This is a genomic window from Clostridium sp., assembly GCF_050717515.1.
Lineage (GTDB): Bacteria > Bacillota > Clostridia > Clostridiales > Clostridiaceae > Clostridium_AD.
Map to the genome: position 1 here is coordinate 40,042 of NZ_JBOITL010000037.1, position 24,059 is coordinate 64,100.

Consider the following 24,059-nt stretch of genomic DNA (forward strand, 5'->3'; position numbering starts at 1 on the left):
TATATTATCTTAGGGTGCATACCTATGATACATAATAAATTTCAGCAATTTAATCTCTATTTTTAAATGCATATGCTTTCAAAGTTGTATTCTAATTTGTTATAGACATTCCCTCTCAATCTCCCCGGCCTCAACTATCCTCCCATCAACTCTAACTTCCCCATGCAAAAGCATCTCAATAACTCTCCCATCTAAAACATAGCAGTCCGTTTTTCTCAAAAGTTTCAGTCCCTTTTCCTTTGATATTTTCTTCAAAAGTTTATAAAGTTCAATTTCATCCCTGTTTTTAAGTTTAAGCTCATGTATATTCCCTGCATTTTTAAGCAAATAAAGTGTTGTATATGTAATGAGCTGCGTTCCATACTCCACAGGTTTAATATTCTTAATTTCAATTAATTCTTCTAATTCAAACCTTAAATAATCTTCTTCCTCATTACCTCTTTTAACTGGAATTTCCGTGCACATAGCGCGTTTATATCTTTTAACTTCTTTTATTTTGCCATAAAAATTTATGCCGCTACTTTCACTAAAGGATTTTTTAGATTCATAAAACGCTAAATACGCAACGCCTAGCCTAACATTAGACAATCTAATTGCAGGGATATGGTAAAACTTATTTTCAACATAAGCCTTTAAATGCTCTTCATCCTTCACATTAACCACCATAACATTTTCAAGCTTAAACTTTGCATAATCATCAAATTCATCAACTGCAACTCTTTCCTGCTTTGCTTCAATGGTTGATAGACATAATATTTTCTCTAAATGCTTTCTAATTAAATTTGTGCTACCTGGAAGCATGGGGAAAGCACCTATATTGACACTTTCAATGCTTTCATAATATTTATGATGAGAAAATTTACTCTCATCACTATATGGAAACATAACATAAGCACCAAAGGTTTTATATTTAAATTGCATAGTTTCACCCAATTCTTCAACAATTGCATCTCTATATCTATGCATTACATTAATGTCGTCCTCCATAGGTCCTATATCACCATTACTCTCTACACACAGCCTATATTTAGCATCAAATATATAAATTCTTTCATCATTGTCTGAACTTTTAAGACACAAAACCGTATCCGGTCTTTGGCTTGCAGTTGGTAGCTTTGAATAGCTTTTGTTGTACCATAGTTCTATTTTCTTTCCTTCATTATTAGAATAAGTCATGCCAGCTTCTTTATCTTGAATTAGAGAAAGAGACAATCCATTATCTGTTACTCTAATAATTCCATAGTTTTCTACTCCATAGCCAATATTCTTTAAAATATTATGTAGCTTCATATAACACCATATTTCATAAAGCTTCCAAAGCTTTTTAGGAGTTATATTATAAATATCCTCACTTAGAGTAAGCCCTTTTTTCAAAAGTGTATAATTATAATAAACCTGTTTATATCCAGGAGCCATCTGAAATACTAAGCTCATACTCTTTCTTCCAGTTAACTCACCTATATTCCTGAAAAATGAATTCAAATGAAACTCTAACTTCTTTTTCAAATCACATATTAAAATATAATATTCATTATCTACTCCATAACTTACTTGCACAGTATTTCTAATTATAGAGAGCCTTTTTATTATAGATTTTAAAATATATTTTACATACCTATTCTCAAATATGTCTATGGTGGTGATCTTCTTATTTTCTAGTAACTTCGTAGGTATATATTTATCCTCATTAATATTTATAAAACCCCTACTAATTTTCGCTAATACATGAGGATGCTTCCTTAAATAATTCAATGAATTTCTAGATGGTTTCTTAGCTTTCTCAAATTTATTAACCACATCGCTATTTAACATAATATGCTTGGGATTTCTCTCAATACGAATCAAAGCTTTCTCTAAATTTTTAAATATAATCTTTAAGATATTAACAAACTCCGCTGCTGTTTGATGTTTAACATCAGAAAGGCCCGAACTATGATAGGTTTTACCTAGGAATTCAAAAGCTAAAGAAGCAATCTCCTCATTTACATCATTCATTATTTCAAAATAATCTTTTCTATAATCCATTTTTGTTGGAAAAACTTCAATGGTAAGCTCTAAGACTATTCTGCCCTGCTTTTTAATTTTAAAAGTAGAATACCCAATCTCTCCACTGAATGAGAATGCCCCTATAAGATTATTTCCAATAGGAGTAATTTTCTTTCTTATATCACTGCTAATGTGATATATCTCAATATTACTTTCAGTATTTTTCTCTAGCCAAATTTGGTAAATACCATCCTCAAAAAAACAAGGAAACATATTATACCCATCATTTACTTCAAGCTCTCCATTTGTGCATAGTGTTTTTGTTTCTACGTCTAAATACTCATCACTTATGACCTTTATAAAAGCTGGAGTATTTAAATTGGCCTTAATTGCCTCAGCTTTTTTATTGCTTATACTACCCATAAAATTCAGTGTAAAATCATCTGTTTTAATAGAAATTATATTTACATTATCCCCAGAAAGAAGCGAAACCATCTTCATAACCTCTTAACATCTTTATAATTTTATCTGCACTTTCAATATATAGAGCATTGTCTTTAAACTTTTCAGCAGCTTCTAAATATTCCGTACCATCAGCTATTTCACCACTTGGACTACAAAAATTAAAAAGCTGAATAAGTATTTCTTTTACTATGTATTCACTGCCAGTAATTATAGGTAGCACCTTCTGCATAATTTGATAATCAAAGGCATTATCCTCTGAAAGTAACCCAGCTATTTTATTTTCAAGCATATAGAAAACTATCTCATCACGAACTCTATACCCAAAATGCTTGTTTCCTATCTTTAAAATACAATTTATAGCTATAATCTTATTATTAATTTCATTTACATAATCCTTATCATACCTTACAGCATCCTTAATAGTTAAAAATAAAGTCTTTAAGAAGTTATTATTCAAAACTTTACACTGAACATCTTCATCAGAAAAATCAAGACTTTGTAGATTTACATCTGAAAACTCAATAGTATTACCCCTATCCAAAACCTTTCTACTAAAAGCGAAAGTAGTATCATCCATATTTACAGTCCCTACTATATAAATATTTTCAGGAATGCAAAAATAACTATAAGAATTATTCTCACCTAAATAATCTATAGAAAATAATTTATCCGTTTTAATTTCACCACTATCAGTTACTTCACGAGACTCAATAAGGCTTAGATAATCACTTAAATAATACTCTACCCTAGCCAAATTCATTTCATCAAGACAAATGAAATAGGGCTTGTCTTTATTTTCAACCTTAGAAGCTTCATAAATAATTTTAGTAAGTTTGCCTGGCACAAAGTCTTCATTTATGTTTTTATAACCTAAAAGTTCAGTGCTATCATTCCAATCTGGCTTAACAGAGATCATGTTGAATCTTCCATTCTCTTTAGTTGCGCCAATTGCTTGTGCAAATAATCTTACAAGTTTGGATTTATCCGATCCACTAGTACCCGCTAGAATAACGAAGGGTTTCGTTTTTAGGGAGAGGTAGAAATTAGAAAGTGCTTTATTGGAATAAAGAAAGGATTTACTTTTCATGCAATTTCGAATATCTTTTATTTCATTTTCAATATTTTCCACATCATGCAACTCATCTATTTTATTAATCACTAAGTTTTCATTATTTCTTAATAAATTTAATAAAAACTCTCCAGTTTCTCTATCAAATTGTATTGTTTGGCTTACTTTTTCTTGTATTTTTCTATCCGGCGAACCAAATGTGTCAATTTGCAAAAACTGATTACCATCCTCATTAATAAAGATCGTATATGAGCCAGCAACTTCACTATGAGTTTTATTTGTTTTTCTATCGATTCTGGTTAGGTTGTTTTTATTTATTAATGCCATAATACACCATCCTTAGATATATATATATTGTTTAATATGTACTCCTATTAACCCATATGTGCCAACTTATTATTAATTTATTTGTTAGACAATAATTTTAAAATTGACTGTTTTAAAAAGCTCCTTTTAGTTCTTTATAGTTATTAGTTGTAAATTCATTAACTATCCTATCGCTTAAATCATTTTCAGCTCTTTCATCCTAATTACATATGTATATAAATTTAAAAATAGTGGCAAATATCAACTCATAAGATATTATCTTAACAATAAAAATTACAAGCAAACGAAATATAGCTCTTGTTAATAACTCATAAGGGATAACTCTTGAAGTTATCCCTTATGAGTTATTTTTTAATATTTTTAACTTTAGCTAACATAAGTTATCCACTATATTTCCAATTTTTTCAACATTTCAAGATGATTCTAAAAGTTGAACTTAGTGGATGTTTTTTTATTGCACAGTAATCTTCCTAAACAATACTTAATTATGAAATAAATCCCTCATCCTTCAACCTTTCTACTAAATTAAATAGTTGATTACATTGTCTTTTATTAGGTATTCTTATTGCATTTATCGCTACTACTACACTTAACACTTTCTCATCCTCATTATTAATTAATCCTTTTTCTCTACCAAACTTAAGAATTCTTTGCCAGTAAACTTCTCCTAATGATATTACTTTTGTCTGTGCTTCTACTTCATTCATAAATTTTTGTTCTTTTTTACCTTCTGAAACTTTCTTCCTTTTTTCAAATCCACCTATCAAGTATTTTGAAATACTGTTATCTAAATTAATTTCAATTTCTTTGATATGATCCCAACATATTTGTTTTTTACACCACTGTGTAACATTCAATATAGCTCTACCAGGTTCAGTAATGCTATCAAATACCTTTTTTGTAATTTCAATAAATACTTTTAGTATATCTTGAGGTACTTCCTGGTTGTTCCATATTTTAGAAAAATCAAAATTATATCCTATAAGTTGACTTTTTACTTTATAAGCAAATAATGCAATTGAGTATGTTACAATATTAGCCCTATATGAATTTTGATACCAAGTCTGACATGATACAAGTTTTTCTATGTTTTTAAATAAAATAGCTTTGGATATAGTGTCTTTAAAATATTGTTCGTTATATATCTCATTGCTTTCTTTCCACTTAGGATCAACCTCACTTGCAAATGCTAAAAAATTAGCCTGAGCGCCTCTACTAACAGTATGTGGTAATCCATCCCAAGAATTTATATATTTAGCTAAATCAGTTTTTGTAATCAACTGGCTCTTTGGATTCTGATTAGTAAATGTATTTCTTCGTGATGGTGTCATTTTTAATTGCTCTTGTAAGTATTGTCCTCTTGCTCTTTCATAGAACCAGTGTGTATCATATTGATTACCACCTGTTGCAGGTGCATACATACGTCTTGATATTTGTTCCATTCTAATATGGAACCCACTTGTCGCAAAGAAATCAGCTTCATTAACCTTATTTTGACTATTAGAACATCTAGAAATTTGAGGTATTATTTTTAGAGCATCTGCCCCTTCAACTTCTGTTAGTTTCATTTGTACAAACACCTTACTTAAGTCAGCTTTATCTTTAAATTTTGCAGTTGATAAGGATGCTGTGGTTTGTCCACCATTAACTATCTGAAAGTCTTTAGCTTTTACTAAATATGCAATATTTCCAACGTATTGAAGTTCTATATTGGTTGCAGTTGCAGAAATACCGTTATTATATGCAAAAAACATTTCCGGTTCATTTAAAATACTTCTTCTTATATTTTTATTTACGCTACCTCTCACACTTAAAAACGATCTAACATTACCTTCTAATAATCTACTTCCATATTCATCATACACATTTGTTAATACCTCTGCCGGTATTACCCCTAAGTATGATTTATATTTACTGCCTTCATTGTTAGCGTATAGTAATGGTACCCCCTTTAGAGTATATTTTTTGAAATCTACTTCTAAGTTTTCTTTATAATCACCAGTTCCAATAACATTATAAAATCTACTAATATCCCAAATTCCATATTCTACAGGTAACCCATTTAAGCTTCCATTTTCTAATTTTGAGAGTGATTTACTTATGATAGAGTCTGTAATTATCAATATTCTTATCTTTGTTATATCTTCTTGTTTGTTTGAAAATTCATTTATGAAATCATATTGGTTGGTACTCATATCAAATTTTTTATTTAAAAGATTATCAAAAACTTCTTTCATTAAGTTTTCTACCTTAGTAAATAGTTTAGTTGCATCGCCCTTACTTAAAGTAACTTCATCATCACTATCGTTGTATATTGCCGCTATAAGTGTTAGTGATTTATCTACCGAATCATAAGCATATGAATCCATTGAAACTGTTTTTCTTTTATCTTTAGCGCTTGCTATACTAATAAAACATTCCTCATATGAAGTTATTACCTCCAAATCAACTAAATAGTCGCATAAAGTTTTCACAAACGTATTTGCCTTAGATTCATTCTCTGCACTTGCAGTTGCTCTAATTTCTTCAAGTAACTCTTTTCTATAATCCCCTAATTCCATTCTTCTTCCCCCACTAACCAATCATTTATACAGGAAATAATAATTTCATATTTTACCTTTGCTATTTCAATTGGTAGGTTTTTTCTTCTTAACCTTGGAAAATTATCATCTACTGAATATGATTTTATTTTTCCTATTTCAAAGATATACTCATCATACTCCTTTGAATAAGAGTATCCCATTAGATCTAATCTAACTATAAACTTATCTAACTGAGTTAAGTAGTCTTTTAATTTCTCTTTTATCATATTTATTATTGAATTTAAATCTATTGTATTATTAGTAACACTATCAACTTTATCTAAGGTAATTGTATATAATATACCTTCAATGTTAACATCCAGCTGCTCTACGGAAGAGATAGATATTTTTTCACTTCTTTTAGTTATAGCTTTTATCTCATACCATGTATCTGAAAAGATAAAATCTTGGTAATATCCCTCTGGCCCCTGCCATGAGTTAATTAATTCCTCACTATCTCGACCTAGATTAAGCTCTCTATATAAAATCATTAACTCTCCAATTAAACCTTTAATTTCTTCTATGCTAAGCTTAGTGTTACCGCTAGCTCTCATCATCCTTTTCCACTTTAAAAATAAATTTAATACATACCTATAACTTTCCTCATTCTTATCGCATCCCCTTGATGAATCTATTAAGTCATAACATAATCTATAAAATTGATCAGAGAAGTTTTCATCCATTAGCATAAAACTATATGAATATCTATTATCAGATCTTTTACCAATATCAACTTTTATTATGTCTGAGTCCTTAATTTTTACTTTTCTATATCCTCCTATAAATACTAATCTACTTTCGCCATGTACACCTTTTGATAAATAGAAGTCTAGAGGATGCATATTATCTATCCTTATATGATCAATTGAGGCTGATTTCCACTTTACAACAAAATGGTTGTAATCCATTATTCGTCATCCTCCTCATAACTAAATTGTTGCTTAATAGCTACAGTATTAATTCTATATCTAGCAATAGCTTTCTGTTTATCATACTCACTTGTCATAGGGAAAGCTAAACTAATTGCTGCAAATGTATCTTTCTCAAATTCAATATCACTAGATTTGTTTACAAAATCAGCTGTATCTATAAAATGAATAAATAACAGTGGATTTCTACCTATATATAAGTAATCACTATCTGTAACCTTTTCTTCAGGATCATTTGCCTTAACCTGATTTTCAATTCGTTCTTTAACATCATCACTTAATCCTGCAGTTAAACTGCCACCAGTTATGATACGACCATTCTTTTTATAAACACTAATAAACTTACCTTCCTCAGTCAGTGCTCTTTTTTCCTTTTTAATATAAAAACTTTTATTATCTATATTTATTTCCAATTCACTTTTAGTTCCTTTAGGAATTACTATATCCCATTTACCTAAATGAGTAGAGTTATCAATATAGTCTATTAATGTATTCTTATTATAAGCAAGATTATTCAAATTAGCATCCGGAGTGATTAGTTTAAATATTAAATCTTCAACTAATCTTTTATCAACATCCCTCAGAATAATTAAATCGACTGCCTTCTCTTGTTCAATTTTTTTCCCGTTAATTTCTGATAAAAAGCCTTTTATTGTATTAAAGTTTTGCTTTAACACCTTTGTTTTAGCTTCTATATTTACACTTTCTATAACTCTTCCACTTATATCTATATCCTGTACTATTACTTGTGTGTGTCTCATCTTATTTCTAGCTGTTACTATAAGCGATGCCGGATTTTCCTTAACTCTAAGCCCAAATTCTTTTGGTGTGAATTTTCTCCTGTTCATCTTTTTTATTTCTCTCTTTAACTCTTCAGTTGCACTACAAATAGTTCCATACCATTCAATAGCAGTAGGCGTCATCCATATTCTAAATAAATGATCATACCCTGGTCTATATCCAAACCATCTTCCCATTTGCATTAATGTGTCATATGCTTGTGAATTTCTATAAAAATAAGTTGTACATAGCCCTTCCAAGGTAAGTCCTCTTGATAAACTATTTCCACCTACCGCAATTACTCTTAATCCCTCATTTTTATATTGACTATAATCTAAACTCATTGCTCGTGTACTTTGATTCACAGCTTGAACTTTTATTGTAAAGATAGACTTTATTAAATATTTGCCTCTTATTTCTTCCCATTTATATCTACTATTTTTTCCGAAATCGTATTTTTCCCAAATTTCATATATGTCCTTAATATATTGATTTTTTATACTCTCTTTAATAGGTAAGCACGCAAATCCATTTAAGTTTCTTCTTATTAACTCAAGCCAATCGCCTAAATAATCTGCAAGTTGATTTTGAACATTTGTAAATCTACTTACATTTACCAGCATTGATCTATGAGAATTGGTATCTCCATCTTTATCTCTTACAGCATTAACTAATATGAAGTAATATACTGCATCTCTTAAACTGTCTGGTATGTCACTTATCTGAAAACTGCTTTTATGCTTAATTGGTATTATTTCTTCCGCATCATCTATTACTTCCAATGAATCATAATACTTACCATCACTCAAAAATATATCTTTCGCTCCTATATAGTTAGATGGAGGTGCTAAGCAACAAATAAAATCTTTTGGAAATAAATCCTGCCCAAAAATATCTTCAACACTCTCTGAAGACTCATCATTAATAAATATATTTGCATATGGGGTTGCTGTAACTGCTACATAAGATTGCCTATTAAAACATTTTAATAAGTTTCTTATGCACTTATTTATAGCTGCTGGATCTTCTTCCTCTTTAGTATTTACTGAAGCATTATCTGATTCATCATCTATAATTAATACCGAATTATTTATCATGCCATTTTCATCTGCATTATGATGCTTTAACCATCTCTCCAAATTTTCTAATATTCTCTTATTCTTTTTCACAACAAACAAAGCTGTATTCCCATTTTGATCCAATGACCATCCAACATTGTCAACAATTGCACTCCTAAAATCACTTCTCGTTGAAGTAAATGTATTTAATCTTATTTGCTTATTAATTTCTCCTACGCCAATTCTTCGATTTGCCACGCCTTTATCATTTAAAAGTTTAAAACTATCAAACCCTACCAAATCAGTATCTTGTCTCTCTTGAGTTTGTTTTCTTAAGCTTTCAATTGTCCCTGTCAAAATTATAATAGCATCATATCCAACATCAGTAGCTTTATTACATATCGCTGTAAAATTTGCAGTTTTACCTGACTGAACATCTCCTATTACAAGCCCTCTTCTTTTCCAAGAACCTTCCGCCTTTGGATCCCCTAAAAGTGCTACTATATCATTTGAAACCTTATCAATTGTATTTATGACCCCTTCACTCCACCCCTTTTTAATAGTTAAATATTCTTTATATCTGTCCCAAAATTTAAGTTCTATATCTGCTCTTCTTGAATCATACCACTCAATATACTCTTCATCACCTTTTATCAATACCCCTTCATCCATTGTTATTGACATATTTGAATGTATATTTTTTATTGCTTGTTCAAATTCTTCATCACTTACTTGAATTATAATTCTACTTCTATTTGCTATCTCTAACACTTGAGCTTCTGTAATTGAATTCTCCTTATATAAATGTAGAATTTGACCTTTTATAATACTTTCAAACGCCTTAACATTGTTGTTATTAACCATAATAACACCCCTACTTTTTAAACTTTTCTATTTTACTACAATATCTACAAAATGGTTCTACACTCATCAATGAATCTAAATAACTGTTAGCTATCTCTCTATCGTAAGTTGATACTATATCATTTAAAAATAACTCAACACTTTGTTCTTCATCACTTATACTAATTTGATTTATTTTTTTATCATGTGTTAAATCTGAGTATATCTGATTCATAGGTAAATATCTTCCCAATATTCTGATTACTTCCAAGAAAGTTTTCCTATAATCACTTGTTTCAATTATCTCTTGAATTAAAGGATGTTCTTGATTAACCTCATAGTAAATCCCCTCTCTACTAACGCATCTAGTCCAAACATGTACTATATCATCGCTTGTCTCTTTTTTACCTCTAAAGTTCCAAGTATTTTTGCTAGAATTACATATCTTATCTGTAATTGCTGATAAATTCTTTCTGATTACATATGGTGGTGTCGCAGTTGATTTCTTAACATCTAAGGTCCACTCTGAATCTAAGGTATTTGGAATGTCTACTTTTACCCTTGCTAGTTTACTTAAATCATCTTTTCGCGTTAATCTAAACCAATCCCCCCATATCAATAATCTTTTATTCCTATATATATAGAATCCTTGATTTTTTCTTAATCCATCTTTGCCACCTAATAATTCTATTTCAGATGTTGTCAAACTATTAATATGAGGTAATAAAAATGGTGTAACAACAATTTTATGTTCCCCTATCTTTATTTCCTCTTCTCTAAATAACTGATTACTTTTTTCAGATAAAAACGGGTCAATAGGTATTAATTTATTTCCATTAATAGTTATACTTATTTTTTTAATCCCTTTCTCACCCTCCAAATATCTATGAAAAACTAATGATAAATGCTTTCTTACATCTTCCATTCTATCTATCATCACATCACTTAAAGAATTTGAATCTATACTAATTTTATCGATAGCTTGCCAAATAACTACTGTTCCATTAGAATTTGAGTTTAATTCCTCTATCATTGGCAATTGATTGATTTCACTATCATCTAAAATTAATAAGCTCCACTTTCCCGTTTTGTTTATATAATCCAAATCCCAACTGCATGAATTTAAAATACTATTTTTCTTACTAACCAAAGTTAATCGTCTACATTGGGATAATGATGCTGTCTTAAGTCCTAACCCAAACCTACCTAAGTCTTTTTCTTCTCTTTTCTTCGTAGAATCATAACTCCCATATCTCATGGCATTGGTTAGTTCCTCTTTATCCATTCCTACCCCATTATCTAATATAGCTAGATATGGCTCATCATATGGTGAATACTTTATTACTATTTTACTAGCTTCAGCAGATATACTATTATCTAGTATATCTGCTATTGCTGTCTCCAAATTATATCCAATTGCTCTTGTTGACTCCATTAACAACGGTGCAAACGGTGGTAACTCTATATCTCTCATAAATAAAAACCCCTTTTTTTACTTTTCCCCTTTTAATATTTCCTCTAGACTTTGAATTGCATTATCTCCAATAAGATTCAATACCCTTTCAGCTATTACCCTTGCTAGCATAGGTGGAACCGCATTTCCTATTTGCTGATATTGTTGATCTTTAGTTCCTACAAATTCAAAGCTATCTGGAAATGATTGTAGTCTAGCTGCTTCTCTAATAGATATCGCTCTATCTTTTTTAGGATGGATCCACATTGATTTTCTTACGTTTGTAACTGTTCCACAGGTTGTGTCATAGTCTAATCTTTTATATATTGAACTTTGAGTTCTACCTGGCTGAGCATATGTAGTCTTTAGTGATTCATCAAGACTATGAAAATTCTCTCCTGGTTTTAAAACTTTAAATCTATTCATTGCGACTTTTGTAGTTTCAGTAATTGTCATATTAGGAATTATTTCTGTATCTGCTAAATATCCATTTAACGTTCCATAACCTAATTTTTTAGATTTTGTAACCTTACTACTTTCATCTATTGTAAATGAAACTTCATAATCCTCTAAGTCCATAATTGCATCACCTATTTTCATATATTGGTCTTTTGTATATATAACATTAGGCGCTTTAATTTCTTGTCCATTCAGTAATTCTTCTCTAATACCTATTACTATAAGCCTATTACGTTGTTGGGCTACCCCGTAATCTGCTGCATTAAGAATAAAGTCATCAACCACATAACCTAATGAGATTAACTTTTTCTTTACATAATTGAAAATATTATAACTTAACATTTCAAATATTACGTTTTCTCCATCTAAATCTAAATTATTAATTATAATCTTATTATCAATAATTTCTTTTAACTTGGAAAGTAACTTTTGAAGATTTGATATATCATTACTAATTGCAACTACTTCACTATAAGAGTTACTATTTAATTGGTCATATAACTTATTAAATAGTTCTTCATATTTATCGCTTATAAAAGTACTATGATATTTATTCCAATTTTCTTTAGTAACTTTCCATATACCTTTGTTATTATTTATATAAGAATCTATTTGTTTTGTCTTAGATATATTTTTAATAAATGTTAATACATTTTCATTTAATAAATATAAATTAATGTTTTTATTCCCCTTATAAATATCTAATAGTAGATCTTTTGCACCTTTTATAATCTCACTATTATTTGCAACTTGAACTTTCTCATTTTTTTTATTAAGATTGTTTATTATATTGTCATTGACATCTTCTTTAGCTAAATAAAACTTATGAGTTTCAGAGTCCATTGTTTTGACATTCTCTAAAACAAAGCCTTTTGGCCTTAATACATCTATTGCTTTGATATACTCTTTAACTAATTTATTATTGTTTGATATAAGCGTAGATTTCTGCCTATTAGCATTTGAAAATCCTTGACATGGTGGTCCACCAATAACAAAATCTATATCACCATATTTTTCTTTCACCTGATTAAAATCAACTTCTAAAATATTTCCTCTTATATCAACATTTTCATTATTATGATTTTTTCTATATGTTTCTTTTGCACTTTCATTTATCTCTACAGCCATTTCTATTTTAAATTTACCTGTTTGCAAAAATCCATAACTTAGACCACCTGCACCTGCAAACAAATCTACTAATTTATATCTCCTCATTTGTATCAATCCTATTCTATTTTAAATTTTTATAACTATAATTATAATTATAATATAATATAAGTATATCATTTTTAATACTTTATATTGTTAAATATCAACATAAATGTTACTGTCTTAATTTTACAGGCAATCTATTCCTTAATTTTACATTATTAGAAATGACCGAAATAATACAGGGTATTTTAAAGCCATTTTTTTTAATTAACGATAGCCTAAATGTGAAAATGGCTTAATCCCAAATAGCGATTTCAAAACAGATTGAAGAACTATTTTCTTATAATTCTTACATTATATATGTGTTTTTTTGCACTTGTATATTTTAGGTTTCTTTTTTGAACCTTTTAAAGCCTCTTTTATTGCAGATTCAGCTTCATTATATTTTTGCTTTAGCATTTCACTTATACTTTCCTTGATAGAAATTTCTTCTATATCTTTATATAAATTTTTTAGAACTTCTTCCAATCTGCCTTCATGTTTCAGTGCTAAAAGTTTTGCCATATTTTCTGCGCCGTTTTTACTCCAACTGGTTCCATTATGTTTCATTCTACCTGCTAAAACATTATGAATACCGCTTTCCATAGTACCCATACCGGTATATTTCATTCCCTTTGGGAGTTTTAGCAAATTCGCTTAGCTCATAAACACGCCCGAGGATCGTGAACAAATTGTGAACACAATTTGTTTTGCTAATGACCATTCTCCAGTTTGCAATATAAAATCCATATCCCATCTTCTTCCTGACAATTCACCGTTTTTCAAGCTAATAACCTTCAATGTCCTACTTTGAGATAATGATGCTGTTTTCAGACCAAGTCCAAATCTTCCAAGATCATTTGGTTCCCTTTTTTTATTTGGATTTTTACTTCCATATTGCATAGCTATGTTAAGTTCGTTTCCTGTCATACCAGCCCCATCATCCAAAATTAAAATATATGGTTGTCCCACCGGAAAAAATTTAATTGTAATTGTCGTTGCTTGTGCTGTAATGCTGTTATCGATAATATCTGAAATAGTAGCTTCAAGAGAATATCCAATTGCTCTTGTAGACTAGATAAGCGTTGGTGCATATGGTGGTAAATTAATAGTGCTCATATTACACCTCCTCTAACGAATATTAAATTCTTTTACTAGTAGATTTACTAAGAACCTTGCTGTTTCACTATCAAATTGAAATGACTGACTTATCTTTTCAGTCATTTCTCTGTTTTCCGAACCATATGTATCTAGCTGAAAGTATTTATTCCCCCCATCTAAAAATACTGTATAAGTACCATTGGTAACCTTGTGAACATTATTCCTAGTCTTGTCCATTTTCTTTAATTCATTTACTTTTATTAAAGCCATAATTATGACCTTTCCTTCTTAAAATTATTAATTACATAATGAAAGCTCCAATTTTGATGATTTTATGAAATCTCGAAGTGTATAAATGTATCTACAACCAAATAATTCACAAACTTAGTCATTTTTCTCACTATAAACCCTTATGTTAATTAACAAATTGCTAATAATTTGTTTTACAATGTTTCTACCGGTATGATTAAAGCAATTAGTTAAAGTGAATAATATCAGGATAGTGCTTCCTTAGTTTCACAATTAAACATTATCAATCTATTTAAAACAATAATAATCATTAGTCTCGCATCTCTTTTCGGAAGTAATAATTGTAGTCCAATCGTTATATAAAATTTTACTTTCTCATTATACTACAAATTTTGTAATTAAATCTTTATTTTGCCTTTAATATTCCATTATTCTATCCTCAATCTAAACTTCCACTTCCTTATCCATTACTTGTCTACAAAAAAAAATAGTAAAACCTTTTTCCAAAGTTCTTACTATCTTTTTCAGTAAACATTAGCAAACATAAACTAAATATTCCTTTTTCTTCATCCGCTATTAATCTAGTTAGCTCTTTATATGCGTCATATTTTATTCTAATCCTAAGTAATCTTTTCTAATCTTAGGTGAATACACACCCCCAACTTCCGTAAATATCTCTAATAATTCATTATATGTATTTGCAGATTCTCCAATTTTATTCCAGAAAGCTGCTCCAATTAAAATTGAAGCATCCTCAGACATATTAAATAATTTATAAGGAATACCGTGTGCTTTCTTATAGTCATTACCTTCACCCGCTGGATTAAATGGCAATGCAAAGTATGTTTCGCTTGATTCTTTACCTGCCTTTGTATAAAGCATGTCTCGTTTTGCAATTTCAGTTTGGTCTAAATTTGGCTTTACCGTTTTAATACTATAAAATTCCTCTTTTCCATTACTTCTCTTTATATATAAATCAAATCTAACTGATAAATTTTCGTATTTATTATTATTAAGACTTAATACCTCTTTTACTTCTTCGTTCCAGTTTGGATTTCTTTGGCTCTTTCTCTGGTAGCTTAAGATTTCATCGATTTTTTCTTTTCTCCAGGTATTAATAGTTAATTTTTCAACGTATTGATTTACTGCAACAGCGCCAACACCCTCAGCGACGATTTTAGCCACTTTTTCAAAAACTCCTTGACCTAAAGAAGTTACAAAAGAACGCTCAAATTTCGCCCCTTTCCAAATTTCCATAGGAACCAGTCGAAAACCAAATGGGTTTTGCAACTCTATTTCCTCAGCCTTGAAAGGCTTATTAACTGTCCTATTTTTAATAATTCTATCCATTATTTCTGAAAGCAACTTTTTTATTTCTTCTCGCGTTTTAATATTCATCTATACACCCCCCACATTACCATTATTGCACAAAAAAAAGGGTAAAGCTATTTTAATGTTTCAAAAATAGCTTTACCCAATTTATATGCTAGCTCTACGGGAACGGCATTTCCTATTTGTGTGTACTGATCCGTGATACTACCAGAAATTTTATAATCTATAGGAAAACCTTGTATAATCAAATATTCTTCTATGCTTAACGGCCTATCTTCTAAAGGATGACCTAAGTTCGTAGCCTTTTGTGCAGGAGAAGTTAATAATGTTGGTGCAGGTTTATCTAATTTTACACGTCTAAAAAATCCAACTTTTCCCCCACCAGATTTAAATGCTCCTCCCATTGCAATTTCAGCAACATCAAGTGGTAAATCTCTCCAATTCCCCCCACCTTTAGGTATCATTTTCATATATTTAAGTCTTTCTGCCGAGTATGTTACATAATGATGCTCTTTTATCTTATCTTGCAACTTATTAGAAATTTCTTTAAAACTGCTCCACTTGCTTTTACCTTCAGACCCATCTGAATTATGTGTAGGCTCTGGAAATTCAAATTTTTTATTTAAATCCTTTCTAATTCCTACAAAAATAACTCTTTCACGCTTTTGACTTACTCCATAATCAGCAGCATTAATAACCTTCATATTTACATTATAACCCTTGAAATAACTCATAAGATAGGCTAATACACTGCCTGGCTTTTCTTCATCACTTAAAGATTCAAATTCATTTCCTCTATGTTCTAATTTACGATGCTTAAGTGCTGCAGAAAGCAAACCTTTAACATTTTCCAATAAAAAAGCTTTTGGTTTCACCTCTTGAATTAGCTCTACATACTTAATCATCGCCTGTCCTCGAACATCTCCGAAGGCTTGTCGTTTTCCAGCGGTCGAAAAACTCTGACAAGGGCTGCCACCAAACATTAAATCTATTGGGTCTCCTAGCGCTAATCCTGCTTCCTCATAAATTCTATTTTTATCATAGTTCATAATATTATCATTTCGAACGTTCCAGTTAAGGTGATTCAATTTTAAAGTATCACAATACTTTTTCTCTATTTCAACACATAACCTTATATCAAATCCAGCTCTATGTATACCAATATCTAAACCACCAGCTCCAGTAAAAAAAGATACTGCTTTTAATGTATTTGTCATTTAAATCTTCCCTTCTTATGTACATTTATTACTATAGCTATTATAACATTTTATTCTTAATAGGTCCACTACTATTTATTTTCCGTTAGCCTAACCTATATCGCTAATACTTCTCCGGCTCTTATAATCTTGCCATTTTTTTGTTCTAACGTCCATTGATAGAACATTAGTTCTCATATTGATATTATATACTAATATCTCAACTTTTATAAGTAGTTAAGAAAAAATATTTTTAGTCAGTAGAAGTTTTCTGAAATAAATTGATACATCATTAGGATCAATTTTAAATACACCGCACCCATATGCCCCTTACACAAATACAGTTATGCTAATCTAGTGCAATGGAATCACTTTTGTCTTCTTTACCAACACATTAAATATTTTTAGCAAATTTACATTTTCTTATTATGAAAATAATCTCATTATAATATAAGCTCATCAAGTCTATCTCTAAAAAAATTATTAACACCTTCAAATTCACTTTTTTGTCGATAATTTAATAATTCCTTAATATCATCATCACAAAGAACTATAATATACCCTTGTCCACTATTTAAAGCATCTTTGCATCTTATAATCAATTTTTTTCTATCTTCAATATTTCTGCAAATAAGAATCCCAAACTTGCCTATATGATTACTAAATCTTCCAATAAGTTGATCAATTTCTGGATTTGACAGAGTAGATGAATAATTCTTACATTCAATTATGATTTTAGGACAAAATATATTATGACAACTTTTTAATTCATGAAAAAATCCTTTTTCTTTTAAATTATCAAACATAATATCTATTCGCTTTCTTCCTTCATTTATTTCAGCTTCAACTCTTTGTCGTAATAAAAAATCCTTAAATATAAAATTTACAGCTTTAGGAATATATTTATGATATATGATAGCATGTTCTTTGCCTGGTTTTATTTCAGATAACTCTTTAATTAAATTATCAGCATTTTCTTCCTCACATTCTTGTTTTGTTATAAATTTATCCTCTTTATCTTCCAAAGGGTCAAATAAACTAGAAAAACCTTTATATCTATTTATAATCAAGTTTTCAAGATTTTCTATATTTTCAGATTCACTATTTACTTTAAATTCATATAGAATATTATTATCAGATAAATTATTAATGTTATTCGCACTATTATGCATATCATTTAAATCTTTTTTATTATCCAAAACTTTCATTAAAGCAACAAAAATTGAAAATTCATTTCCAATTTTTGAAAGGTGACAGGCACCTTTCAGATATTGGTAGTGAAGCGTACAATATCTGTTGCTCCATTATTTTAATTACAAGGCGATTAAATGATATTAAATTTGCACCTTCTTTATATGGGGTTACTTGGGGGTTGTGTAGTAATGGGACAGAAACGGCAATAGAATTACCATATTAATCCATGATATTTATAACTAGCATAAACGTATTCTACCTACACGAGAATGAAAATTACAGATATAATTTTAACGCTGATATGATAAAGTCACAAAATAAAAAAATGTTGTGGTTACGCAGAATATTTGGGGACACAAATGTAAATAAATTTTCTATAAAAGGAACAAAATTAGTTTTAAAAAAGAGTGGCGTACCCAATGGGAAAATTCAAAGGAGTAGAGAGGTATGAATTGGAATATAGGAAGATATGAAATTCAGGGAACCGTACATAGAGATATGAACTGTTCTTGCCAAGATAAAACATTTTATATACAAAGGGAAAATATAAGCTGTATTGCTCTTGCTGATGGAGCAGGAATAGCAAATTATGCTGACATTGGAGCTAATATTGCAGTAAAAAAAGCAAGCGAATATATGGCAGATAATTTTGAGTCTTTATATGAAGAAAATGATTCTTAAAAAATAAAATATAAAGTTTTAAGTTCTGTACTACGGGAACTTAGGAAAGCTACGTTTCAATATAATTGCACTGTAGAAAAATTTGCATCCACACTATTACTTGTTGCAATAAAGGACAAAAGACATATTGTTTTACATTTAGATGATGGAATGATTGGAAAAATAGAAAATAATGAACTGCATTTTTTATCTTATCCAAGCAATTCACTGACAAAAAACCATACTTATTTCACTACTACAACTGGATGTTATTATAGATCGGTATGGGAACTATGTATATTCCAAATAGGTTTGACAACCTTATATTATTGAGCTTGTGCTTTGAATTTCCTTATGAGTATTTTTCAAACATATTGGAAGAATCTTTTCCGAAAGAAAAAGTAGGAGAGTTTTAAAAATAAATAAAGAAGGTGGTTTGGTGATGAGAAAGCCATTACCAATAGGACAGAAAATAACCCTAAATAATTAGTATATGCTAAATTTGAAAGGGGTTCACAGATGAGATTTTTGGGAATGTCTAAAGAAATGGCAATAGATTTAGGAACAACAAACACTTTAATATATATATTTAATATTCCAAATAACTCAAGTGAAAATAACTCAAGATTACAGTTTGTAACTCATACTCTCACAGAGAAAGACATTATAGGAGATATTAAAGTAGGATTAACTAATGGACTTGGAGAAGATAAAGGTAAAATATTCTTACATGCTGGAATACAATATGGAATAACCGGTTTGGAATACGAAAGATTAATTAAGATGGCGAAAACCGTATTTAAGAATAGACAAATACAAAACAGTGTAAGTTTTGTATTTGTAAAAAACATATTATTTGAATGGGTAGAAAAAAAATATACACAAGAAATTGACCTGGATTTTACCGATTATTTGGATAGTGAAATTGATAAGGTTGTAAAAGAATGTGAAATTTGGATGCCAGTACCTTTTACAGCAATAGACGAATCGTTTGTAATTGGTAAAATTGAATTTAAACCAATAACTAAAGATATTCTTGATAATTGGATTAAACCAAATGAAAATTCTAATATGCCAGAGGAACAATTGAATGGTTTTAAAAAATTCAAAAAAGAAATCCATTCAGATTTTCAAGGGTATGCTGCTGGTGTTTATAAGTGTAAAGCAGAAAAAAATAGAGCTGAAGAAATTGCATATGAGTATTTTAGTGAGTCATTAAGCTTATTGCGAATATTTTCTCGTGCTAATTTGTCACCTAAAATTTTAAATGCATCTTATGAATATGGATTTAAAATGTTTAGATCAAAGACCTATTTTCTATATAAACCATCAAGTGATGGTATTAGTTATACTACCACCGTAATTGACAGAGGAATTAACTGGCACATAGGAACAGACGATATTAAGATTATGGACAGCTATATAAAAAAAATTAATGATTTATTATCTATTAGCGAACTCAACGATTTTCAAGAAAAGTTATTACACTATATAATGGTTTATTCTAAAAATACACTTAGATATGATATAAGTGATAAAATATTGTATATTTTAGTTGCAGTGGAGGGCATGTTATTAAAAAGCGATACTGAGCCTATACAACAAAATGTTGGAGAAAGATTGGCATTTGTACTTGGCAAAACTGCAAAAGAGAGAATGGACATTGTTTCTAACCTAAGAGAAGTATATTCGTTAAGATCAAAATTTGTACACCATGGTAAAGATATAGAAGATGAGAATAAAATACTTGAAAAATTTATGACGAATATATGGGTGTTTTCCCTATGGCTGATTGATAATTATAATATCTTTAATACAAAAGATGAATTTTTAAAAAGTATAGATTTAAAGAAATTTTCTTAAGTATTTAATATATGGGTTCTCCACACCATTTCTTTGAATAGCACCAACAACATACTCAAGGTGCATACGATATGATAAAAATTGTATTGTATGCCTTTTACTTTTTTAAAATAATTTATAGCCAAAGTACGTATTAAAGATATAAAACGAAATTTTCTGAGCTATGTAATTTTTCCTAGTAGAACTAAAGCATTTTCATCATAAATATTCAAATAATATATCCCATATTTTAAATGATATTCCTCTTTTATGAAGAATTGTACTAGTAAAAAGGGGTTGATAGTATGATTACTAAGCAAGAAAAAGAATATGCTGAGAAAATGAGTGTTTTGGGTGACAAGCTTATTAACATAACAAAACAGTTTCCATCTACAGAGAAAGGTGATACAGTCGAAGAAATAAAAATCAAATACAATAAGTACTTAAAAACTGTAAATGACTTTAAAGATTATAAATTAACATTTGAGTTAAACATATATCAAGATTCATATCCAGCTAAAATTAAAAATGAACATGAAGAGTTAGTTGAACAAATACAAAAGTTCATAGATGGCACTGATTCTATGTCTAAAAGTCTTGATATAAGCAATAGTTTTTTGGATAAGGATAATTTAGTGAAAGGGGTTATTTTTGATAAGGATATGTTAGAAAAAGGATTGAGGTACAACAAAAATCAGTAAAAAGAATTCTTGAGCTAATAGAACTGATTTGTAATAAATTTGGTATATAAAAGTTATAAAAAAATGATATAAATATAATATTGTAAGGAATAACGAATGTCGTGAAAATATAATTTCAGAGAATGTTTATAGATTTGTGTAAATAACTTTAGAAGTGTATATCTAACTAGAAATTAGTATGGGAATTTACTCCTGTACAAATTTTAATTTTTAATTAAGCTTCAATCCTATCTTCAAACATAATTGTCAGTTGTGCTAATGAGCTGGACCAATTTTGAGCAGGTGAAGTCCATTTTTTCATAATTTCTAAGGTTGCTAGGTATAACGACTTTCTTAAAGAATCATCTGTAGGGAACACAGTTTTAGTCTTTGGGTAGTTTTGCCTATCCCGCCAAAAAGGTATATTAGAGGCAAAATATAGTATTAATATGGATTTTAGGTGTTTTGAAAGTTACACAATGTACTTGTGTAACTTTCACTTTCCTGATTTATCAATGCTTTACAAGAGTTTAAATGAAAATTGAAAAATGAATGTTCCTTATTAATACTAATATTTAAATTACGTAACATTCATGGTTTAAAATTACTAAATATTATTTTTCAGTACGCTGGAATACTGGTACTGCCTCATATTAACATGCTAATATACCTTTTCGGGGGGATGGGCAAAAACACCCATAATATTTTTACATTAAAAAGACACCATTTCAGATGTCCCTAATTATATTATTTATTTTTGTAATTAATTTAATTTTTAATTGTTTTACTTATATTATTAATAATTTTTAAGTTCTGGCATATATTTTTTAAATTCCGCTTTAGTAAATTTCATATAGTTACCGTCTATTGACTCATATACTTCTTTCCAAATGTCTGTTTTATCATTGACTGCAGAAAAATCCATACGATAATAATATTCTTGTATATCCACAATCACTCTTCTATTTTCAAAGAATATTACAGTTGGTAAGTTAATATGCATATTTCCTTTAACTACATACCTCTTGTCTACTTTCTCTAATAATTTAGAAAACTCTTTTCCTTTCTTTGGGAATACAGTTTCATAAAAAATATTACCTGCTAGAGTAGCGTTAGTTGCAACCTTTGGGTCGCTACTGTGATTTCCAAATACTCCTATGGTAAAATCCATATTTGGTACTTTTCCTTTTAATGATGATATATCAAACACATTAGAATAAGAATTTCTCCCATTAGCGTATTCTGGCATATAATTATAATCTAAACGAACATAAGGTCCAGTTTCATAAACATCTTTTAGTTCCCTAAAGTTAGGTCCTATATTTGCTGCTAACATTTTACTTCTCACTGTTGTCCAAGTATATACTAATGGTAAAACTTTTGCTACTGCTTTCTTTACTACTGGTTTAGCAACTACTTTCTTAGCTACTATCTTTGTAGCTACTTTTTTCACAGGTGTAACAGCTTTAGTTACTATGGCTGCAAACGCTGTGTTACATATTATTAAAGACATGCTTAACGCTAATGTTACTACTAATTTTCTTTTCATAATTTTTACCCCTTATTGTGCTTTCTCTTTATGTTGATAAATCTTACGTTAATTATGTATACTTTAATTTTTCTTTGTACCAGTAAATACTATTTTAATGGCAATTAACCCTTTTAATATAATATCGTTACAATACAAAGAAACTTTACATTTATTAATGAGGCCAAAGGAAAAAGACTATCTCTAGTCCCCACTTTACACTCTAATTGATATTTTTTATTGTTATTAACAAGTGGGCCACTTCATGACCCACTAAGGTAACTGTGACTTGGTAAAAACAGTAAATAATTCTAGTCTAATGGACATAAAAAAAATAGCTAGTAAAAACAGTTAGTTTTACTAGCTACCCAGTTAATAAAGCATTTAAAAAGTAAAAACTTCCAGTTTTTACTACGACCTCGGGGGACGTTACAATAACTGGAAGTTATTGTTTGCTACTAGCAGATGATCAGCTTATACTACATAAAATATCTTCATCTTCTTTAAAGCTTCCACTATCACCTAAAACTTTTCCTGCGTCTGTCACAATAAAAGCTGTTAAAGATACATCTATATTTTTGTCTATATCATGTGTTACAATAACAGCCCCTTTTGAAGAACTAAGAGATGTGTTACCCCCTAATCTCTAACATATTAGCTTTTTCAATATTTCCCTGTGATCTAAATTTTTCTGCTTGCTCTCTCAAATTTCCGTCCAAGAATCTTTTATAGAATTTATTTCTATCCTAAACCTATTATTATGGGAAATACTAATAAGACTGCTGTGGAAATTAAATATCAATTATATACACCTGTAAGAGACGATATTTATGAATATATTATTTCATAATTTTTATAGCAAACATGCAATTTAATATTTATTCCGTTGTATCAAAAAACAGTAAGGAGGTAAAGATAGTCAATGAATGAACTTATTATAAACACAAAGGATGGGAGGTGTAAGCTATGAGCCTTTATAGTTTGAAGTGTGGAGTGTTCGCTTATCGTAATCACAAATGCCCTATACTAAGCTTTGTACCAATTACAAAGGATATGCGTGGAGTAGCAGACAAGTAGCTATATGATTTAGGAATTAAGCTGTTGAGTGCTTCTTGTTTTATTTACCCAGTACAGG

17 protein-coding genes and 2 pseudogenes are annotated in these 24,059 nt (G+C 29.4%); 4 read left to right on the plus strand and 15 right to left on the minus strand.

Annotated features, from left to right (window positions below; all coding sequences use genetic code 11):
- Positions 1-99: 99 nt before the first annotated feature.
- The 13 genes from ACREV6_RS21450 to ACREV6_RS21510 all read right to left on the minus strand — a co-directional run bounded on the left by ACREV6_RS21450 (position 100) and on the right by ACREV6_RS21510 (position 18,228).
- On the minus strand, positions 100-2,487 hold the full coding sequence (locus ACREV6_RS21450; RefSeq protein ID WP_431580087.1) for a DUF2357 domain-containing protein: 2,388 nt from the start codon (positions 2,485-2,487) through the stop codon (positions 100-102).
- Positions 2,456-3,847 carry an McrB family protein gene (locus ACREV6_RS21455; RefSeq protein ID WP_431580088.1) on the minus strand — a complete coding sequence of 464 codons (1,392 nt, stop codon included), beginning with the start codon at positions 3,845-3,847 and terminating at the stop codon, positions 2,456-2,458. Before ACREV6_RS21455 ends, ACREV6_RS21450 begins: the two co-directional genes overlap by 32 nt.
- Positions 3,848-4,332: 485 nt before the next feature.
- On the minus strand, positions 4,333-6,408 hold the full coding sequence (locus ACREV6_RS21460; RefSeq protein WP_431580089.1) for an AIPR family protein: 2,076 nt from the start codon (positions 6,406-6,408) through the stop codon (positions 4,333-4,335).
- A complete protein-coding gene (locus ACREV6_RS21465; RefSeq protein ID WP_431580090.1) occupies positions 6,399-7,337 on the minus strand; it encodes a PD-(D/E)XK motif protein in 939 nt (312 codons plus the stop codon). The genes ACREV6_RS21460 and ACREV6_RS21465 overlap by 10 nt, the downstream gene beginning before the upstream one ends.
- Positions 7,337-10,060 carry a Z1 domain-containing protein gene (locus ACREV6_RS21470; protein WP_431580091.1) on the minus strand — a complete coding sequence of 908 codons (2,724 nt, stop codon included), beginning with the start codon at positions 10,058-10,060 and terminating at the stop codon, positions 7,337-7,339. The genes ACREV6_RS21465 and ACREV6_RS21470 overlap by 1 nt, the downstream gene beginning before the upstream one ends.
- A 10-nt stretch (positions 10,061-10,070) precedes the next feature.
- Positions 10,071-11,513 (minus strand): ATP-binding protein, encoded by a 1,443-nt coding sequence (locus ACREV6_RS21475; RefSeq protein WP_431580092.1) that lies wholly within the window; start codon positions 11,511-11,513, stop codon positions 10,071-10,073.
- Positions 11,514-11,531: 18 nt separating this feature from the next.
- A complete protein-coding gene (locus ACREV6_RS21480; RefSeq protein ID WP_431580093.1) occupies positions 11,532-13,166 on the minus strand; it encodes a DNA cytosine methyltransferase in 1,635 nt (544 codons plus the stop codon).
- A 291-nt stretch (positions 13,167-13,457) separates the two neighbouring features.
- Complete coding sequence (locus ACREV6_RS21485) at positions 13,458-13,772, minus strand: hypothetical protein (RefSeq protein WP_431580094.1); 315 nt, start codon at positions 13,770-13,772, stop codon at positions 13,458-13,460.
- A 27-nt stretch (positions 13,773-13,799) separates the two neighbouring features.
- On the minus strand, positions 13,800-14,204 hold the full coding sequence (locus ACREV6_RS21490; protein ID WP_431580111.1) for an ATP-binding protein: 405 nt from the start codon (positions 14,202-14,204) through the stop codon (positions 13,800-13,802).
- A gap of 69 nt (positions 14,205-14,273) precedes the next feature.
- Positions 14,274-14,513 (minus strand): methionyl-tRNA formyltransferase, encoded by a 240-nt coding sequence (locus ACREV6_RS21495; RefSeq protein ID WP_431580095.1) that lies wholly within the window; start codon positions 14,511-14,513, stop codon positions 14,274-14,276.
- Positions 14,514-15,101: 588 nt separating this feature from the next.
- Positions 15,102-15,890 carry a TdeIII family type II restriction endonuclease gene (locus tag ACREV6_RS21500; RefSeq protein ID WP_431580096.1) on the minus strand — a complete coding sequence of 263 codons (789 nt, stop codon included), beginning with the start codon at positions 15,888-15,890 and terminating at the stop codon, positions 15,102-15,104.
- A gap of 47 nt (positions 15,891-15,937) precedes the next feature.
- Positions 15,938-17,041 carry a DNA cytosine methyltransferase gene (locus ACREV6_RS21505; RefSeq protein ID WP_431580097.1) on the minus strand — a complete coding sequence of 368 codons (1,104 nt, stop codon included), beginning with the start codon at positions 17,039-17,041 and terminating at the stop codon, positions 15,938-15,940.
- 422 nt (positions 17,042-17,463) lie between these two features.
- Entirely contained in the window at positions 17,464-18,228 is a 765-nt protein-coding gene (locus tag ACREV6_RS21510; protein WP_431580098.1) for a hypothetical protein, read from the minus strand.
- A gap of 433 nt (positions 18,229-18,661) precedes the next feature.
- Here ACREV6_RS21510 and ACREV6_RS21515 point away from each other — a divergent pair.
- The 3 genes and pseudogenes from ACREV6_RS21515 to ACREV6_RS21525 all read left to right on the plus strand — a co-directional run bounded on the left by ACREV6_RS21515 (position 18,662) and on the right by ACREV6_RS21525 (position 21,417).
- Positions 18,662-19,207 (plus strand): annotated as a pseudogene (locus ACREV6_RS21515) (protein phosphatase 2C domain-containing protein).
- Positions 19,208-19,393: 186 nt separating this feature from the next.
- Complete coding sequence (locus ACREV6_RS21520) at positions 19,394-20,737, plus strand: hypothetical protein (protein WP_431580099.1); 1,344 nt, start codon at positions 19,394-19,396, stop codon at positions 20,735-20,737.
- Positions 20,738-21,021: 284 nt separating this feature from the next.
- Positions 21,022-21,417 carry a hypothetical protein gene (locus tag ACREV6_RS21525; protein WP_431580100.1) on the plus strand — a complete coding sequence of 132 codons (396 nt, stop codon included), beginning with the start codon at positions 21,022-21,024 and terminating at the stop codon, positions 21,415-21,417.
- A 214-nt stretch (positions 21,418-21,631) separates the two neighbouring features.
- Here ACREV6_RS21525 and ACREV6_RS21530 read toward each other — a convergent pair.
- A pseudogene (locus ACREV6_RS21530) lies at positions 21,632-21,787 on the minus strand (IS256 family transposase); the annotation flags it as partial.
- A 405-nt stretch (positions 21,788-22,192) separates the two neighbouring features.
- Positions 22,193-22,945 carry a hypothetical protein gene (locus tag ACREV6_RS21535; protein WP_431580101.1) on the minus strand — a complete coding sequence of 251 codons (753 nt, stop codon included), beginning with the start codon at positions 22,943-22,945 and terminating at the stop codon, positions 22,193-22,195.
- 431 nt (positions 22,946-23,376) lie between these two features.
- Here ACREV6_RS21535 and ACREV6_RS21540 point away from each other — a divergent pair, with 431 nt between their 5' ends.
- Entirely contained in the window at positions 23,377-23,574 is a 198-nt protein-coding gene (locus ACREV6_RS21540) for a hypothetical protein (protein ID WP_431580102.1), read from the plus strand.
- Positions 23,575-24,059: the final 485 nt, after the last annotated feature.

Excerpts from the sequence above, each read along its gene's own strand:
- ACREV6_RS21510 (WP_431580098.1), bottom strand. The coding sequence starts at position 18,228 with ATGAAAGTTTTGGATAATAAAAAAGATTTAAATGATATGCATAATAGT.
- ACREV6_RS21505 (WP_431580097.1), bottom strand. The coding sequence starts at position 17,041 with ATGACAAATACATTAAAAGCAGTATCTTTTTTTACTGGAGCTGGTGGT.
- ACREV6_RS21470 (WP_431580091.1), bottom strand. The coding sequence starts at position 10,060 with ATGGTTAATAACAACAATGTTAAGGCGTTTGAAAGTATTATAAAAGGT.
- ACREV6_RS21525 (WP_431580100.1), top strand. The coding sequence starts at position 21,022 with ATGATTACTAAGCAAGAAAAAGAATATGCTGAGAAAATGAGTGTTTTG.
- ACREV6_RS21500 (WP_431580096.1), bottom strand. The coding sequence starts at position 15,890 with ATGAATATTAAAACGCGAGAAGAAATAAAAAAGTTGCTTTCAGAAATA.
- ACREV6_RS21495 (WP_431580095.1), bottom strand. The coding sequence starts at position 14,513 with ATGGCTTTAATAAAAGTAAATGAATTAAAGAAAATGGACAAGACTAGG.
- ACREV6_RS21480 (WP_431580093.1), bottom strand. The coding sequence starts at position 13,166 with ATGAGGAGATATAAATTAGTAGATTTGTTTGCAGGTGCAGGTGGTCTA.
- ACREV6_RS21535 (WP_431580101.1), bottom strand. The coding sequence starts at position 22,945 with ATGAAAAGAAAATTAGTAGTAACATTAGCGTTAAGCATGTCTTTAATA.
- ACREV6_RS21450 (WP_431580087.1), bottom strand. The coding sequence starts at position 2,487 with ATGAAGATGGTTTCGCTTCTTTCTGGGGATAATGTAAATATAATTTCT.
- ACREV6_RS21465 (WP_431580090.1), bottom strand. The coding sequence starts at position 7,337 with ATGGATTACAACCATTTTGTTGTAAAGTGGAAATCAGCCTCAATTGAT.
- ACREV6_RS21485 (WP_431580094.1), bottom strand. The coding sequence starts at position 13,772 with ATGAAATATACCGGTATGGGTACTATGGAAAGCGGTATTCATAATGTT.
- ACREV6_RS21455 (WP_431580088.1), bottom strand. The coding sequence starts at position 3,847 with ATGGCATTAATAAATAAAAACAACCTAACCAGAATCGATAGAAAAACA.
- ACREV6_RS21475 (WP_431580092.1), bottom strand. The coding sequence starts at position 11,513 with ATGAGAGATATAGAGTTACCACCGTTTGCACCGTTGTTAATGGAGTCA.
- ACREV6_RS21520 (WP_431580099.1), top strand. The coding sequence starts at position 19,394 with ATGAGATTTTTGGGAATGTCTAAAGAAATGGCAATAGATTTAGGAACA.
- ACREV6_RS21460 (WP_431580089.1), bottom strand. The coding sequence starts at position 6,408 with ATGGAATTAGGGGATTATAGAAAAGAGTTACTTGAAGAAATTAGAGCA.